14 protein-coding genes are annotated in these 15,597 nt (G+C 46.4%); 8 read left to right on the top strand and 6 right to left on the bottom strand.

Annotated features, from left to right (window positions below; translation table 11 throughout):
* Positions 1-373: 373 nt before the first annotated feature.
* From PBN151_RS17375 to PBN151_RS17395, 5 genes are all read left to right on the top strand, one after another.
* Positions 374-1,327: a nucleoside hydrolase gene (locus tag PBN151_RS17375; RefSeq protein ID WP_021255485.1), complete on the top strand. Its 954-nt coding sequence runs from the start codon at positions 374-376 to the stop codon at positions 1,325-1,327.
* The gene (locus PBN151_RS17380; RefSeq protein ID WP_072730024.1) at positions 1,327-2,283 is read left to right on the top strand and encodes a nucleoside hydrolase; all 957 of its coding nucleotides are present in this window, start codon (positions 1,327-1,329) and stop codon (positions 2,281-2,283) included. Before PBN151_RS17375 ends, PBN151_RS17380 begins: the two co-directional genes overlap by 1 nt.
* 100 nt (positions 2,284-2,383) lie before the next feature.
* The gene (locus tag PBN151_RS17385) at positions 2,384-3,598 is read left to right on the top strand and encodes a NupC/NupG family nucleoside CNT transporter (RefSeq protein ID WP_072730025.1); all 1,215 of its coding nucleotides are present in this window, start codon (positions 2,384-2,386) and stop codon (positions 3,596-3,598) included.
* A gap of 221 nt (positions 3,599-3,819) precedes the next feature.
* Positions 3,820-5,169 (top strand): Nramp family divalent metal transporter, encoded by a 1,350-nt coding sequence (locus PBN151_RS17390; protein WP_072730026.1) that lies wholly within the window; start codon positions 3,820-3,822, stop codon positions 5,167-5,169.
* A 243-nt stretch (positions 5,170-5,412) separates the two neighbouring features.
* Positions 5,413-5,940, top strand: coding sequence for a DUF4241 domain-containing protein (locus tag PBN151_RS17395; RefSeq protein WP_072730027.1), 528 nt, complete (start codon positions 5,413-5,415; stop codon positions 5,938-5,940).
* 170 nt (positions 5,941-6,110) lie between these two features.
* Here the strand turns inward: PBN151_RS17395 and PBN151_RS17400 are convergent, their stop codons facing one another.
* Positions 6,111-6,515, bottom strand: a complete 405-nt coding sequence (locus PBN151_RS17400) for a winged helix-turn-helix transcriptional regulator (protein WP_021255478.1) — start codon at positions 6,513-6,515, stop codon at positions 6,111-6,113.
* A 195-nt stretch (positions 6,516-6,710) separates the two neighbouring features.
* Between PBN151_RS17400 and ahlS the strand changes: the two genes are divergently transcribed.
* The gene (gene ahlS, locus PBN151_RS17405) at positions 6,711-7,559 is read left to right on the top strand and encodes an AhlS family quorum-quenching N-acyl homoserine lactonase (protein WP_072730028.1); all 849 of its coding nucleotides are present in this window, start codon (positions 6,711-6,713) and stop codon (positions 7,557-7,559) included.
* A gap of 106 nt (positions 7,560-7,665) precedes the next feature.
* Here ahlS and PBN151_RS17410 read toward each other — a convergent pair whose 3' ends face one another.
* Positions 7,666-8,097 (bottom strand): VOC family protein, encoded by a 432-nt coding sequence (locus PBN151_RS17410; RefSeq protein ID WP_072730029.1) that lies wholly within the window; start codon positions 8,095-8,097, stop codon positions 7,666-7,668.
* Between the two features lie 183 nt (positions 8,098-8,280).
* On the opposite strand from PBN151_RS17410, the gene PBN151_RS17415 reads away from it, so the two are divergent.
* Positions 8,281-9,513 (top strand): copper amine oxidase N-terminal domain-containing protein, encoded by a 1,233-nt coding sequence (locus tag PBN151_RS17415; protein WP_072730030.1) that lies wholly within the window; start codon positions 8,281-8,283, stop codon positions 9,511-9,513.
* A 179-nt stretch (positions 9,514-9,692) separates the two neighbouring features.
* Positions 9,693-9,869 carry a DUF3934 family protein gene (locus tag PBN151_RS17420; protein ID WP_072730031.1) on the top strand — a complete coding sequence of 59 codons (177 nt, stop codon included), beginning with the start codon at positions 9,693-9,695 and terminating at the stop codon, positions 9,867-9,869.
* Between the two features lie 249 nt (positions 9,870-10,118).
* Here the strand turns inward: PBN151_RS17420 and PBN151_RS17425 are convergent, their stop codons facing one another.
* The 4 genes from PBN151_RS17425 to PBN151_RS17440 form a co-directional block, all read right to left on the bottom strand.
* Positions 10,119-10,898, bottom strand: coding sequence for a response regulator transcription factor (locus PBN151_RS17425; protein ID WP_072730032.1), 780 nt, complete (start codon positions 10,896-10,898; stop codon positions 10,119-10,121).
* Positions 10,876-12,591 carry a sensor histidine kinase gene (locus PBN151_RS17430; protein ID WP_072730033.1) on the bottom strand — a complete coding sequence of 572 codons (1,716 nt, stop codon included), beginning with the start codon at positions 12,589-12,591 and terminating at the stop codon, positions 10,876-10,878. Before PBN151_RS17430 ends, PBN151_RS17425 begins: the two co-directional genes overlap by 23 nt.
* A 218-nt stretch (positions 12,592-12,809) precedes the next feature.
* On the bottom strand, positions 12,810-14,465 hold the full coding sequence (locus tag PBN151_RS17435; protein ID WP_021261118.1) for an ABC transporter permease: 1,656 nt from the start codon (positions 14,463-14,465) through the stop codon (positions 12,810-12,812).
* Entirely contained in the window at positions 14,462-15,568 is a 1,107-nt protein-coding gene (locus tag PBN151_RS17440) for an ABC transporter ATP-binding protein (protein ID WP_021255469.1), read from the bottom strand. The genes PBN151_RS17435 and PBN151_RS17440 overlap by 4 nt, the downstream gene beginning before the upstream one ends.
* Positions 15,569-15,597 lie beyond the last annotated feature (29 nt).

Consider the following 15,597-nt stretch of genomic DNA (forward strand, 5'->3'; position numbering starts at 1 on the left):
AAATCATATACACTCTTAGTGTCCAAGTTCATTAAGGGGCTTATGAGCTATTATGATAGATCATGTACGGATGTCCTCTCTTCGCGGTGAGGACATTTCTTTGCAATAAGCGAGGGATGTACGGGACTGGGGAGAGGAAGTATCGTTTGTTAGATAGGAATAAGTGACAATTCTCCCTATTAATACTTTAGAATCGAATATTTTTTTCTTTTAACTATATATTTTTAAAAGAAAATTTAGTATTATTTATAACGGAATCCGAATAATACGATAAAAATCATTTTTGTTTGTTCGGTTTTGCGACACTTTGTACGGACATAACATAGAATACATTTACTTCACATGAAGTGTTGATGTATGGAATGGAGACAAGATGAAGAAAAAGATTTATTTTAACCACGATGGCGGCGTTGATGATTTGATTTCTTTGTTTTTGTTATTGCAAATGGATAACGTTGAGTTAACAGGTGTATCCGTTATTCCAGCGGATTGCTACTTAGAACCAGCGATGTTTGCAAGCCGTAAAATCATTGATCGCTTCGGAACAGGCGGGCTAGATGTAGCTGCGTCTAATTCGCGTGGGAAAAATCCTTTCCCGAAAGACTGGCGCATGCATGCATTCTATGTGGATGCTCTGCCGCTCTTGAATGAATCTGGCAAGGTCGTAACTCCGGTTGCGGACAAGCCGGCACATGAACACATTATTGATACGCTGCGTGCAACGGAAGGCAAGACGACCTTATTATTCACAGGTCCGCTGACTGATCTTGCTCGCGCATTAGATATGGATCCAACAATTGAAGAGAAGGTAGAACGCCTTGTATGGATGGGCGGTACATTCCGCGAAGCGGGTAATGTGCATGAGCCTGAGCATGATGGAACAGCAGAATGGAACGTATTCTGGGATCCGGATGCTGCTGCTCGCGTGTGGGAGAGCGGAATCGAGATTGATCTCGTAGCGCTGGAAAGCACGAACCAAGTACCGCTTACATTGGATGTTCGTGAACGCTGGGCTGCAGAGCGCAAGCATATCGGGGTTGATTTCCTCGGTCAATGCTACGCAATGGTGCCGCCGCTCGTTCATTTCTCTACGAACTCGACGTACTATCTGTGGGATGTATTAACGACTGCCTTCGTTGGCAAGAGCGATCTTGTGAAGGTACAGACGGTGAATAGCAAGGTAATTACCGAAGGTGCTAGCCAAGGCCGTACGGTAGAAACGGCAGACGGTCGTCCGGTACAGGTCGTATACGATGTAGACCGCGATGCATTCTTCGATTACATGACAGACCTAGCGAAAAAAGCAACAGAGAAGAGGGAGTCATAATGTCAGAGAAGAAACGCGTCATTATTGATACCGACACAGCAGGAGACGATACAATCGCGATCTTAACGGCCCTTCACTATTTCCAAGTCGAAGGCATTATGATTACAGGCGGTAATGTGCAGTTCGATCAACAGGTGGAAAATGCACTGTATACGGTTCAAGTTGCAGGACATAGCGGCAAGGTTCCGGTGTACAAAGGATATGAAGGCCCACTTATGGGACTTGGCCATAAAGAGCATCGTACTGTTGAGGATGTTCACGGCAAGGACGGGATGGGCGATTCCTTTTTCGAAAAGGCGATTCAATCCCCTGCAACTGGACATGCGGTTGATTTCTTAATTGATACGGTGCATAACAATCCTGGGGAAATCCATCTGCTGGCGATTGCGCCGCTGACGAATATTGCGATGGCGATCAAGAAGGACCCGACAATTATACCGTTAATCCCGCATCTGTATATTATGGGCGGCACGAACAATGCGCTCGGCAACATCACGCCGACGGCAGAGTACAACTTCTATGTTGACCCAGAAGCGGCTAAGATCGTGCTTCACTCAGGTATTCCAATCACGATGGTTGGCTGGGAAATGTGTACGCAATATTCCATCATGGACGACAACGACCATGCGGAAATCGAGCAGCTCGGCACAAAGGGTGCGAAATTCTTCAAGGACGTGAACAAGGTCGTCATGCGCTTCAACAAGACCGTTCACCGTCTGAATGGTACGACGCATCCAGATACATTGCTGGCCGCAGTTGCGGCAGATGAGTCGATTATGACGAACTCTCATCTCTATCATGTTGATGTAGAGACGGTGGGCGAGCTGACTAGAGGCTACAGCCTAGTCGACATCAACAATCGATTGGAGCGTACGCGCAATGTTCGTGTATGTGAAGCGATCGATCGCGATGCGTTTAAGGGAATGCTAGTTGATGTATTAAAATCCATAAACTAACATAGAATATTCGAATTCATGCAAGTGAAAATGAAGAGGTCTATCCGACCCTTTCGTATTACAATCTTGGCCATAGACTCGATGAAGAAAGGATCTGTATATGCAATACATTTGGGGGCTTCTAGGAATTTTAGGCATTCTCGTTATAGCGCTGGCATTATCTAAAAATCGCAAGTCGATTAACCCGAGAACGGTCATTGGCGCGTTCGCGATTCAATTCATCTTTGCGTTAATCGTACTGAAGTGGGAATTCGGCAAGACGATGTTGAACTACTTATCCAAAGTTGTACAGAGCATCATTGATTCCACGAATGCGGGGATTCAGTTCTTGTTCGGCGGGATACTCGGGGCAGAGAAGGCGGGCTTTACGTTCGCACTGCAGGTGCTGCCGATCATTATTTTCTTCTGTTCCTTAATCGCAGTTCTGTATTACCTCGGCATTATGCAGTGGGCAACAAGAATCATTGGCGGATTTCTATCTAAAGTACTCAAGACGAGCGAAACGGAATCCATGTCAGCGGCAGCGAATATTTTCCTCGGTCCAACCGAAGCGCCGCTTGTTGTTAAGCCTTATATCGAGAAAATGACCAAGTCGGAGCTGTTCGCGATTATGGTCGGCGGGCTGGCGTGCGTATCCGGCTCCGTCCTTGGCGGATATGCGATGCTCGGCGTACCGATCGAATACTTGCTTGCGGCAGCATTCATGGGAGCACCAGGCGGCTTGTTGATGGCCAAGATCATGATGCCGGAAACTGATCACCATCTTCGAGTGGAAAAGGTTCAGATGGTCAAGGATACGGAGTCCCGTAATGTGATCGACGCTGCTGCTCGCGGTGCCTCAGACGGTCTGAAAATTGCTGCCGGGGTAGGAGCGATGCTTCTGGCGTTCATCTCGCTCATCTTCCTAGTGAACATGATCATCGGCTGGGTTGGCGGCGTGTTCGGCATTGAAGCATTGACGCTCGAGCAAATTCTCGGCTACCTGTTCGCACCGATCGCCTTCTTGATCGGCGTTCCATGGAGCGAAGCACTGCAAGCAGGTTCCTTCATCGGGCAGAAGTTCGTCTTGAATGAATTCGTCGCGTACACTTCGTTCGCGCCTGAGATTGCAAGCTTGTCTCCGAAGAGCGTAGTCATCATCAGCTTTGCGTTGTGCGGCTTTGCCAATCTGGCGGCTATCGCGCTGCTTATTGGAGGACTGGGCGGTATAGCTCCTTCCCGCAGGCAGGATCTCGCTGAGCTGGGCTTCCGCGCGATCATTGCTGCAACACTGGCAAACTTGCTGAGTGCAGCCATTGCGGGTATGCTCGTGTAGTGTGAGTGTGTGCGAGGCTAATAGTCAAATAACAATAACATATCGTTAGGAATCAAGAGGCGGTCGCTTCCCTGGATTGAACCAGGGAACGGCCGCCCTTTTCATATAAAAAGAGTGGCAGGAAGCATGTCTAACACTTGAAATTTTCAGAAAAAGGTATAAAATGATTAAAAGTTGATGTAGAGAAACATTTTTGGGAGTGGAAAAAAGGTGGGCTGATTATGGAGTCAGGAAAAGGCAGATTCTTTCACAAAACACAAAATGGCTCAAGCTTAGAGGAAATAAATAATACGGTTCCGATACCTCAAGATGCAGGTTTCTGGAGGAAGCTGCTAGCTTATTCAGGGCCGGGTGCATTAGTCGCAGTAGGATACATGGATCCTGGCAACTGGGTTACCTCCATTGCGGGTGGGGCGCAGTTTGGTTATTTGCTGTTGTCGGTCATTCTCATCTCCAGTCTGATTGCCATGCTATTGCAGAGCATGTCTGCGAAGCTAGGAATTGTAACTGGAATGGACTTGGCGCAAGTAACCCGGTTGAAAACGGGCAAAAAATGGGGCTTTGCCCTATGGATGATTACAGAGCTGGCCATTATGGCTACAGATATAGCTGAGGTTATTGGTAGTGCGGTGGCACTGAATTTATTGTTCAATATCCCTTTGCTCGTCGGTGTATTTATTACCGTACTTGATGTATTTTTACTATTGATATTAGCGCGGTTTGGTTTTCGGAAAATTGAAGCCATCGTCGTTACCTTGATTGCAACGATTCTTGTTGTTTTTCTGTATGAAGTCATTATCGCTCAACCAGATGTGGCTCAAATGCTTGGAGGATTCATCCCAAGAACGGAGATCGTTTTTAATGACGGGGCATTATTTATCGCGCTAGGCATCGTTGGCGCCACGGTAATGCCGCACAATTTATATTTGCATTCGTCGATTGTGCAGGCACGCCAGTATGATCGTGGAGATCGGAAATCACTCAAAGAAGCAGTCAAATTTGCGACGATCGACTCCAATATACAGCTAACTGTCGCGTTTGTGGTGAACTGCTTACTGCTTATTCTAGGTGCATCCTTGTTCTTCGGTTACAGTGGCTCCTTGGATACACTGGGGCAGTTATACCGTGCACTGAATGACAGCTCGATTGTCGGTGCGATTGCCAGCCCTGTACTGAGCGTACTGTTTGCCGTCGCCCTGCTGGCATCAGGCCAGAATTCAACGATTACAGGAACCTTATCCGGGCAGATCATTATGGAAGGCTTCATTCATATGAAAATGCCGATGTGGGCTAGACGGATGATTACTCGTCTTGTTGCCATTATTCCCGTCGTAGTATGTATCCTGGTGTTCGGGAGTACGGAATCTGTAGTCGAGAAATTATTGATCTATTCACAAGTATTTCTAAGCGTCGCATTGCCGTTTTCCATCATTCCTTTGACCCTCTTTACGAGCGATGAGAAACTGATGGGCGAATTTAAAAATAAATTATGGGTCGTTATTCTCGCCTGGGTCACTTCCGTAGTATTAACGATTCTCAATATCTGGCTTATTATTACGACATTCCAATAATATTGCATAACATGAAGGCTGCAAGCCTATGAACCCGAGTGGTGACACGATAAAGCGTGCTCCTCTCGGGTTCTTTGTGTTTAGGTTGCATAAGAGGAGAAAAAAGAAGGAATAGAAAGGACGAAAGAGTTAATCTCCAACTGAGATTTCCTCATTTTCTTTTGAAAAGGATACGCCTATCAAGTATCGAATATATGACGTAATAACAATATACATACAGAGGAATTTGAGGGAGGAGAAACGATGTACAAATCATTAGGGCAATTTGAAATCACCTCCGGGAAACTGGTTGTATCCGATCCATGCTATGACTTGAATGAGAATACGATCATTATGGGTGTGCTGGACGATGTGCTGAATGGAGCATGGAGCGCATATGTAAGCAAGACGGAGGTTCAAGATTGGGGAGAAGCTTGTGCCAAGCTCATTGCTTGTCATAGCTCGGTTGCCGATAAGCTGGAGACCCTTGAATGGGTGAAAGGGAACTTCATTGTAGGTGTAGATAGCGGACAGGCCGGAATCTTTGACGCAAGCAAATATCGAATTCCCGATGCCGATACAGATAGTACAGAACCCAATGATACGGACAGCGAATGGTATTACGCTTGCTGCGATATTACAGGGAGCGGTGAAGAGGCCGGTGTGCTGGATGGTGGAGTAGTTTCTCGCACAGGATTTGGCGATGGAGCTTATGCGGTGTATTATGCCGTCAACGGGCAGACTCAGGTGATTGGAGTTAAGATTATTTTCATTAAAGACGCAGATTTATGAGAAACAACGGCAGAACTACTTGAACGGGTCATCGAGAAATGTCTGCTGTTAAAGGGTAAGGGTACTAACAAAGAGCAAGCATAATGATATTCCGAAGGAGATGGAATGTCATTATGCTTGTTTTTTCATATCTTTATCTTACGAATCTTCCAGCAATAATTTATATAACTTTAATTTGTGGAAGATTGAGGGGCTTTTTCATTCGCCAGATCATACGCAGCTCTTGACGCTTCGACACTTGCATAATGAGCCCTTGCCCATTGCCTCAGCTCTTTCATTGGCTGAAGCAAGGATTCGCCTAGGGGCGTTAGCGAGTATTCAACGGCTGGAGGCACGGTTGGTGTAATATGTCGTTGAACCAGCCCATCCCGTTCCAGCTTCCGTACTGTCTGCGTCAGCATTTTTTTGGAGATCCCCTCGATTCTCCTTCCCATTTCCCCATATCGGATGCTTCCGTTCTCCAATGCATAAATGACGAGTGAAGTCCATTTGTTCGAAATGATTTCAAGTACTCTGCTATAGCCGCACCCTGCCAACGAGATGTCAGGGTGCTTTGTTGTGGGTGAAGATGTCAAATGATCTCCCTCCTATGCACCTTGAAGTATCCTGGACACCAAAAAGTGCCTACTTTTGTAATTTTAGTTTATAAAATATATTATTGTATGTCTATATCAACGGAATAGGCGTCATTCTTAGTCATAAAGTAATAGGGACTTCGAATGAAAACACATGTAGGTGAAAACTTAGCTGTTTAATGGGAGGAAATGAAGATGACAAATGTGATCAAGGCTCGTCCAAAGCTGTATGTGATGGATAATGGCCGTATGAGCATGGATAAGAACTGGTTGCTTGCCATGCATAATCCGGCTACGGTTCTGAATCCGAATGCGGCGACCGAATTTGTGGAGTTTCCTGTCTATACGGTGTTAATTGATCATCCAGAAGGCAAGATTTTGTTCGATACAGCTTGCAATCCGAATGGAATGGGCAAGGAGGGCCGGTGGGCTGAATCGATACAAATGCTTTTTCCGTGGAAAGCCAGTGAGGAATGTTATCTGCATAATCGACTGGAACAGTTGAACGTATCTCCTCAGGATATCAAATATGTCGTGGCTTCTCATTTGCATTTGGATCATGCAGGATGTCTGGAGTTGTTTACGAACGCGACCATTATCGTTCACGAGGACGAACTGAACGGAGCTTTGCAAACATATGCCCGCAACGAAAAAGAAGGGGGCTACATATGGGCCGACATCGATGCTTGGATCAAGAATAACCTACAGTGGAAAACGATCAAGCGGACAGAGGATCAACTGGAATTGGCCGAGGGCATTACGCTGCTGAACTTCGGAAGCGGGCATGCTTGGGGCATGCTGGGCTTGCATATCAACATGCCGGAAACGGGTGGGATCATCCTTGCTTCCGATACCATTTATACGGCGGAGAGCTATGGTCCACCGGTGAGACCGCCAGGCAATCTGTATGACTCGGTTGGATACCGGAATACGGTAGATCGTATCCGCACGCTTGCCACACGAACAAACTCCCAAGTATGGTACGGGCATGATGCCAATCAGTTTAAGGGATTTCGTAAGTCAACAGAAGGATACTATGAGTAAGTGGTTGCCAATTTAGGATTCATCCTTTAATGAAATGATGAAGGTATCAGTCCCCATAAAAGCTAGTAAAAAAGGAGTTCATCCGCTGATGAACTCCCTGCTTCTTTTAAAAGGTCAACATTGCCCCTCGCTCGTCAAACACGGAATCTGGATTCCAAGCGACTTCCCAATAGTTGTTCTCCGGATCTGCGAAGTAAGCAATTCTTCCTCCCCAGAAGGCATCGCTCGGTTCGCGGAGAATGCGTGCACCTGCAAGTCTAATTTGCTCAATGGTGGAATCGACTTGTTCAGGGGCATCGACATTGATAGCGAACGTGACTCCACGGAATACATTTGTCTGCTTCGGCACTTCAACTCCTGCATCTTCCGCCAGCTTCTCAATTGGGAACAGTGAGAGAATAACCCCTGACGTCTTGAATACGGCATATTCATCCGAACTTATTTCCGTTTCTGCCCATCCTAACCGCTGATAAAAGGCTCTCAGGGAAGGCAGATGATATGCGCCAATCGTGAGAAGACTTACTCGTTGCGGTACCATATGTACGCCTCCTAGCAAGGTAATAGATTTCCTCATTGTATCCCAATCACAAATTCAACTTCAATCCTAGGACCTTAGGTGATATGCACCATACAGAAATGGGTCTTGTTGCCAATTGCTCTGCACTTTATAATCTCCTTGTATGTCAGAACTACAAAGAGAAAAGCCGAGGTCATATATCATATGAAGAGATTGCTTTTGTACATGACAGTTATATGTATAGGGATGAGTGTTGGATTCAATATTCCTAACGTCTATGCTTCTTCACTTCGAGTCGAGGTGGATGGAAGGGAAGTAGCCTTCCCGGACGAACTCCCTTATGTGGACGCTGCTACCAACCTGACTATGGTTCCTGCCAAGTTCGTGTCCGAGAAGCTTGGCGCAACAGTGAAGTGGAACAGGCCGCAGAACCAGATCCTATTTACCTATAAAAATGATACGATTGCGCTGGGGCTTGGAGAAAATCATGCCATTGTAAACGGGGAAACCGTAACATTCGGTGGGGGCGCTCTGGTCAAAAACGGACGCACCATGGTTCCGCTGCGCTTCATTAGCGAGGCCTTTCATGCTCAAGTGGAATGGCAGCCGAAGCAGAATCAGGTCAGCATCATGACGGCCGTCAGCAATGTGCCGAAGGGGACATGGATATGGGACAGCCAAGTGATCGTAAGGGATTCAGACAAGGCGATAAGCTTGGCTAAAGAGCGCAATGTGACTACCATCTACCTTCAAATTAATACTGATATGGCCCCGGCGATCTATGAAAGCTTTGTTCGCAGCGCCAAGGAACAGGGGATTCAAGTAGAGGCACTAGAGGGACGACCCGAATGGGCTTATAAGAAAAACCAGGATAAAATAAAAAAATTCATTGCTTGGGTCAACGCCTACAATGCGTCCGTCGAAGCGGAGGCAAGGTTTGCGGGACTACATTTCGATATCGAGCCTTACCGCTTAAGCGAATGGAAGAAAGACAATAAGGTGCTTTTGGAAGGCTGGATGGACAACTTGCGACTGATCGAGAAGGAAACCAAGGAGAACGATCTCAAAATTACGATGGACGTTCCGTATTGGCTGAATACGATCAAAGTGCCGGGGACGGATTACAGCATGAGCGCATGGCTTTTGGAAAAATTCGATTGCCTGGTAATCATGAATTATCGCAATCATGCGTTAGGCAAAAATGGGATCGTGGAAAATGCGCAGGCGATGCTGAGAGAAGCTTCCACGCTGAAAAAGAAAATTGTCATTGCCGTGGAGACAGTAAAAAGTTCGGAGGGTCCACGGACATCATTCTACTCCATGAGCAGCGAAACGATGGAAAAGGAACTGCAAGCCGCCCATAACCAATTAACACGCTATATGAGCTATGCTGGATTTGCTGTTCATGATTTTAAAAGTTGGCAGGCTATGAAATAAGAACTACCTTTGACAGGGTTATTATTACGTATCACTTCCATATATTTCAATGGCGAGAGAACTTTGATTCTAATGCTTAGCTTTGATATAGTTAGCTCTTAGGTCGCAAATTAAGGATTAAGGATTAAAACCACCCAGGTACAGGGAACTCTATATACAAACAATCGTGGAGTGATTATATGAGCAAAGCTAAGGGTAAGGGCGGAACAGGTAGAGGAACGGATAAAAAGGGTTGGACTAGATGGCAAGCTAGTGAAAGAAGAGCAAAAAACAAACCAAAACCTTACACAAGCAAAGGTACTAAAAAAGCGAATGGGCCAAAGTCGGATGGCGCAAAGAGCACAAGCAGTAAGTAATAAAGGATAAAGGGTATGGTTCGTTAGACAGAAACGTGCACTTTTATTAGAGTCATCAGCAATTTTCAAAATGTGATTACAACATCTAAATGAAAAAATGAGAGAACACCTCTTTTTCTAGCATGGTTTGCACGTAGCAATTCCGAGCTGGCTGAATCACTCTCTCCTGAGTGGAAGAGAAGCAGCGCGTGCCTGTAAGAACGGCATGCGCTGCTTCTTTGCTTGTTATTCGTCATTCTTTGATTCAGCCTAACTGCCATAGAATTCTTGATACTGGCTCGGCGTGACGTGGGCGTACTTTTTGAAAATGCTGATGAAGTACTTGTAGTCGCTGAAGCCAATATCGTGAGCAATGTTGTAAACTTTGTTGTCGCCTGATTTCAGCAGGTCGATTGACTTTTGGATACGATAGCGATTCAGGAATTCGTTGAACGTATAGCTCGTCTCAGCTTTGAATTTCTGATTTAAGTAGTAGGCACTCAAGTCGAGCTGCTCCACAAGATCGTGGATGCTGATTTTCTTCGCATAATTCTCCTGCACGTACGCGATCATTTGCGATACATACTTCGAAGTCTTCGTTTCTTTCTCCATAAATTTGCTGTTCAGTATCTCTTCGGTTTCTTGCGGATGATTCGAAATGACCTCATATTTGCGCTGCAAATCGACCTTCGTCTTGGCCGATTCTAGGGCGGCGATCAATTGATCATCCTCCAGCGGCTTCACGAGGAACTCGGTTACCCCCAATTGCAGTGCCTGCTTGGCAAGATGGAACTCATTATAGCCGGAAATAATAATGCTGCTGAACGTATGCTGCTGCAAACCCTCGCGAATCATGGAGATGCCGTCCATAATGGGCATGTTGATATCCGTGATGACGATATCCGGCTTCAGCTCGCAAATTTTCTCATAACCGTCCTGTCCGTTCAGCGCTTCTTCCATCACGATGCAATCATACTGCAGCCAATCAATGCTGAAGCGTATGCCTCTGCGTATCATATCTTCATCTTCAACTAGCAGAACCTTGAACATCGTCTTCACTCCATTCGTAAGGAATTGTTAGTGTTATACAAGTGCCAGTCCCTTGCTTGCTGTTGATGTGGATGCCGGATTCCTCGCCGTAGAGCAGCACTAAGCGGCGGTGAACATTGTAGAGCCCGATATGCTGTGTCGTATTGTTTTGGCTGTGTAGGATTCGGTTCACCTTCAGCAGTGTCTCCGCGTCCATGCCTTGTCCGTTGTCGCATACCTCCAGCATCAGCTTCCCGTCAGAAGGGTAGATGCGGATTTCGATAAGCACATTGCTTTGATTTTGGTAACCATACTTGATAGCGTTTTCAATGATTGGCTGCAGCAGCAGCTTAGGTACGTATACATGATTGGTTTCCTCTTCGACGGTAATGCGGTATTCCAACCGCTCATTGAACCGGATTTGCTGCAGCTTCAAATAATCCCGTACATAATTCATGTCATCCTTAAGCTGAACGCTCCGATCATTGCCGATGCTGTATCGCAGCAGTCGCGACAGCAGAATAACGATTTGCTGCGCTTGATTGGCGTCCATCTTAATGGCGTATCGCAGCGTCTCCAAAACGTTGAAAATGAAATGCGGATGGAACTGCGATTGCAGCTGCTTGACCTCGATAATCGTGCGTAGCTCGGACAGCTCTTTATTTTTCATCATCAATTCCTTCAACCGATCCAGCATCACATTGTACTCATCGCCGAGTATCTCGAACTCATCATTCGTGTGAATATCGACATAGCCGTTGAAATTCCCTTCGCGAAGTTGGGCCAAGGCCAGAATTAATTTATCGACGGATTCAGAATTGCGGGCAGACATTTTGTTCGATAGGAAATGAATGATGACCCACAGCAGCAGGCTGGCAGCGAGAATAAAGACAGACACCGTGTAGTAGGTGTATTGCTCTGACTTGTAGGAATTGAGCGTGACCACTTGAATCGGTGTGCCCGGTATGCGCTTGGTATACATGTAGTACGTACCGTCGTTCAACAGAACATGTCCTTGCTTGTCCAGCTTAGGACTGAATTTGTTCAATACGCCCTTGGTGACATTGCTGGTAGTGGCAATGATCGTGTTATGCTCGTCCGTGATCATCGCAATCTCATTGTTCTGTTCGAAAATGAGCTTCTGCATGTCAGATTCGTAGAGCTGGTAGATGATATAGCCAATCGTCTGCTCATCCTTGACGATCGCTTTGCCGAACGTGTAGCTTGTGTCGCGATCATGGGAATAGCGGAAGCTGTTCATTTCAGTCAGCGTGTTGCCGGATTTCTGATCAATCCGGTTGATGAGATTGCCGAAGGCGAAGCTGTTGTAGAGTGCATCCGGCGAATCGGAGCTGGCTCGGAAGATGCCGTCCGTGTCGACGATATGGAAGATGCTCTTCACCTTTTGCCGATTATTGAAGTCATAGAATTCGGAATACACCTTGTCGCTGCCTAAGCGTGTAGTCACATATTTCGTCACGGCAGGTGAGATAGCCATCCGATTGATTTCCTCGTGATACTGTTGAAACACCTCCGCCATAGATTTACTGATCGACTCGGCGGCCTCCGTCGTTTTTTGCGTCAAATTCATCCTTCCGTTAATGATCGTAAAGATGAAAAACAGCACAATCAAAATCAAAAATGGAATCACCGCATACAGCTGAAATAAGTGACGGGTTGACTCCTTGAAGGTGCGAATCTTCTTCTGTTCCATGTCTCCCTCCAGTGTCGGTAAGCCCTTTCATTCCATATTATACTGGTTCGTTGTTGAAAGAAGATCATCCAAATACAACCAAGCCGGCCCTCCAGATGAGGTACCGACTTGGTGTGGATGAAGCATTCAAATATGTTGTTCAAGAAGTTTGGTTTTCAGTACCGAGTTACTTCCTGTGCAACTTCGTGATCAAAGGCGGACTTTTTGAATTTCCTCTCTTATAGGGAGACTTCTTTTTGTCCGGACAACTTCAGGAAGACGAGCAGCGATATGACTGTGATGACGGTCAGGATTGTAGATAGTGCTGCTGCCACGCCATAGTTACCGCGAATAACTTCGGTATAAATGGCTACCGTAACGGTCTTCGTCTTACCTGTATACAAGATGATCGAGGTACTTAATTCAGTAATGATTGTGATCCAGCTTAGAATTGCACCAGAGACAACGCCCGCGAGCATCATCGGCAGTGTAATCTTGAAGAATGTTTTCATCTGGGAAGCGCCCAAGCTGATTGCGGCTTCCTCAATACCGCCGTTAATTTGATGCAAAATGGCTGCACTGGAACGAATCGTATAAGGCAAACGCCGAATGACGAACGAGATAATCATAATGAATGCTGTTCCGCTCAGTGCCAGCGGCTTATCGTTGAACGTAATCAACAAGGCGATACCTAAGATAGAACCAGGAACGATGTAAGGGAACATCGTGAAAATATCGATTGTGTTCGTTAATGCATTCTTTCTGCGAACGGTTACGTAAGCAATCAGAATCGCAAGCAGGATAATGATGACGAGCGACACGATAGCTAGGATGAACGTGTTCGTAATGACACCACCGATGCTACTGAAAGCATTCTGATAGCTTTGCAGTGAGAAGCCATCAACGAAGACGCGGCCGTTCGATTTCAAGAATGAAGTATAAATGACGTACAATTGCGGCAGCAGCGCGATTAACGTATACAGATAGATGACAGCATGCGCCGCGATGTTGCCGATGCCTTTCTTCTTCTTCGCTTCAAGCGGGTGCAAAGCACTCATTGTGATGGATTTGCGATTGGCGATAAACTTTTGCATCAGGAAGACTGCTGTTGCGAACAATACAACGATGACACTGATTGCGGCAGCAAAGCCGTCGTCGCCGCCGACTTCACTGATGAACTCGGTAAAGATCAGGACAGGAACGGTCTTGTAGCCTTCACCGATCAGCATCGGCGTACCGAAGTCAGCCAGCGCGCGCATGAACACGAGCAGACCGCCTGCGAGCAGGGTTGGTGTGATGAGCGGGAGCAGTACCTTGCGCATCTTGTTGATGCCCTTATAGCCCATGCTCTCTGCTGCTTCCATAAGCGATTGATCCACATTTTTGAGTGCCCCGGATACGTACATGAAGATAAGAGGCACCATTTGCAGGGTCAAGACAACTAAAATACCGGTAAATCCATATATGTCAGGCATTTGGAAGCCAAATGTATTGCTGACGAATTTGGTAATGACGCCGTTTCTTCCGAGTAGAAGAATCCAAGAGTAAGCACCGATGAATGGGGCCGACATGGACGAGAGCAGAATCAAAATCCGAATCGTTGAGTCCCCTTTAATCTTAACGGTAGCCATTATATAGGCTAGCGGTGTTGCGATGAGCGCCGCAAGGGCGGTTACGCTGACGGTAACTTTAATACTGTTGAATAGTGCATTGGTGTAATACGGCTTGCTGAAAAACTTCACGAAGTAGGCGAGTGAGAAATCGCCTGTTGTACCGTTGAAAAAGCTTTTGAACAGCATCGTAAACAAAGGCAAGGCTAGGAACAAAAGATAGAAACCAAATATCAGGAACGAAATGTTAGTCCAGACGTCAAATCGTTTGCGCGTCCCCCTCATAGTTGACCGCCCCTTGTATAGTTCAATTCACCTGCAGCATCGTATACATTGATTTTTTCCTTTTTCACCTTCAAATGAACGACTTGGCCAGGATCAAGAATCTGTGTTGTCTTCGATTCCTGTGTAATTTCCACGCGCTGACCGGATTCCAGATCGACGAAGTAATGCGTGTTCTGACCCAAAAAGACGCTGTGTACGATGGTTGCCTTCATACCCGTCTGATCCTCAGTAATGACGAATTCCTCTGGTCGAACCGAGATTTTGACATTCAATTCATTTTGCTTCGCTGAAGCCGGAAGCTGAATGTTAGGAAGCTCCTCAGCATAGCCGGAACCGAAGTTCACCTTATAGTTGTCGCCCTGACGCGTTAAGCTGCCTTCGATAATGTTCGTGCGGCCGATGAATGTAGCTACGAATACGTTGGCTGGACGTTGGTAGATTTCCTGCGGTGTGCCCAAGTGCTGAATGACGCCTGACTTCATAACGGCGATGCGATCGGATACAGCCATAGCCTCTTCCTGATCGTGTGTTACATACACCGTTGTAATGCCGACTTCGCGTTGAATTTCCTTAATCGCGTTCCGCATATCGACGCGGAGCTTCGCATCAAGGTTGGACAACGGTTCGTCCATGAGCAGTACATCCGGGTGGATGACGATTGCACGGGCAAGCGCGACGCGCTGCTGTTGGCCACCGGACAGGTTCTTCGGCATGCGATCTTTATATTGCTCGATTTGTACGACCTTGAGGATATCTTCTACTTTGTCGTTGATTTCGGCCTTGGACAGCTTCCGGTTCTCTAGACCGAACGCAATATTTCCCTTAACGGTAAGGTGAGGGAAGATCGCATAGCTCTGGAACACCATCCCGATATTCCGCTTGCCTGGCTCAACCTGATTAATGACGCGTTCGTTGAAGTTGATTGTTCCGCCTTCAATGCTGTTGAAGCCAGCAATCATGCGCAGAAGTGTCGTTTTTCCGCACCCGGAAGGACCGAGAAGCGTGAAGAATTCGCCTTTCTTGATCTCCAAGGACAACTCTGGGATGACGGTCGTATCGCCGTATTTCTTGACTAGGTCTTTTATTTTTATTGTTACGCTCATTGTTGTCACCTAACCTTTTTATAGGTAGT

It is taken from the genome of Paenibacillus sp. NAIST15-1 (genome assembly GCF_001894745.1).
GTDB classification, from domain to species: domain Bacteria; phylum Bacillota; class Bacilli; order Paenibacillales; family Paenibacillaceae; genus Paenibacillus_B; species Paenibacillus_B suaedae.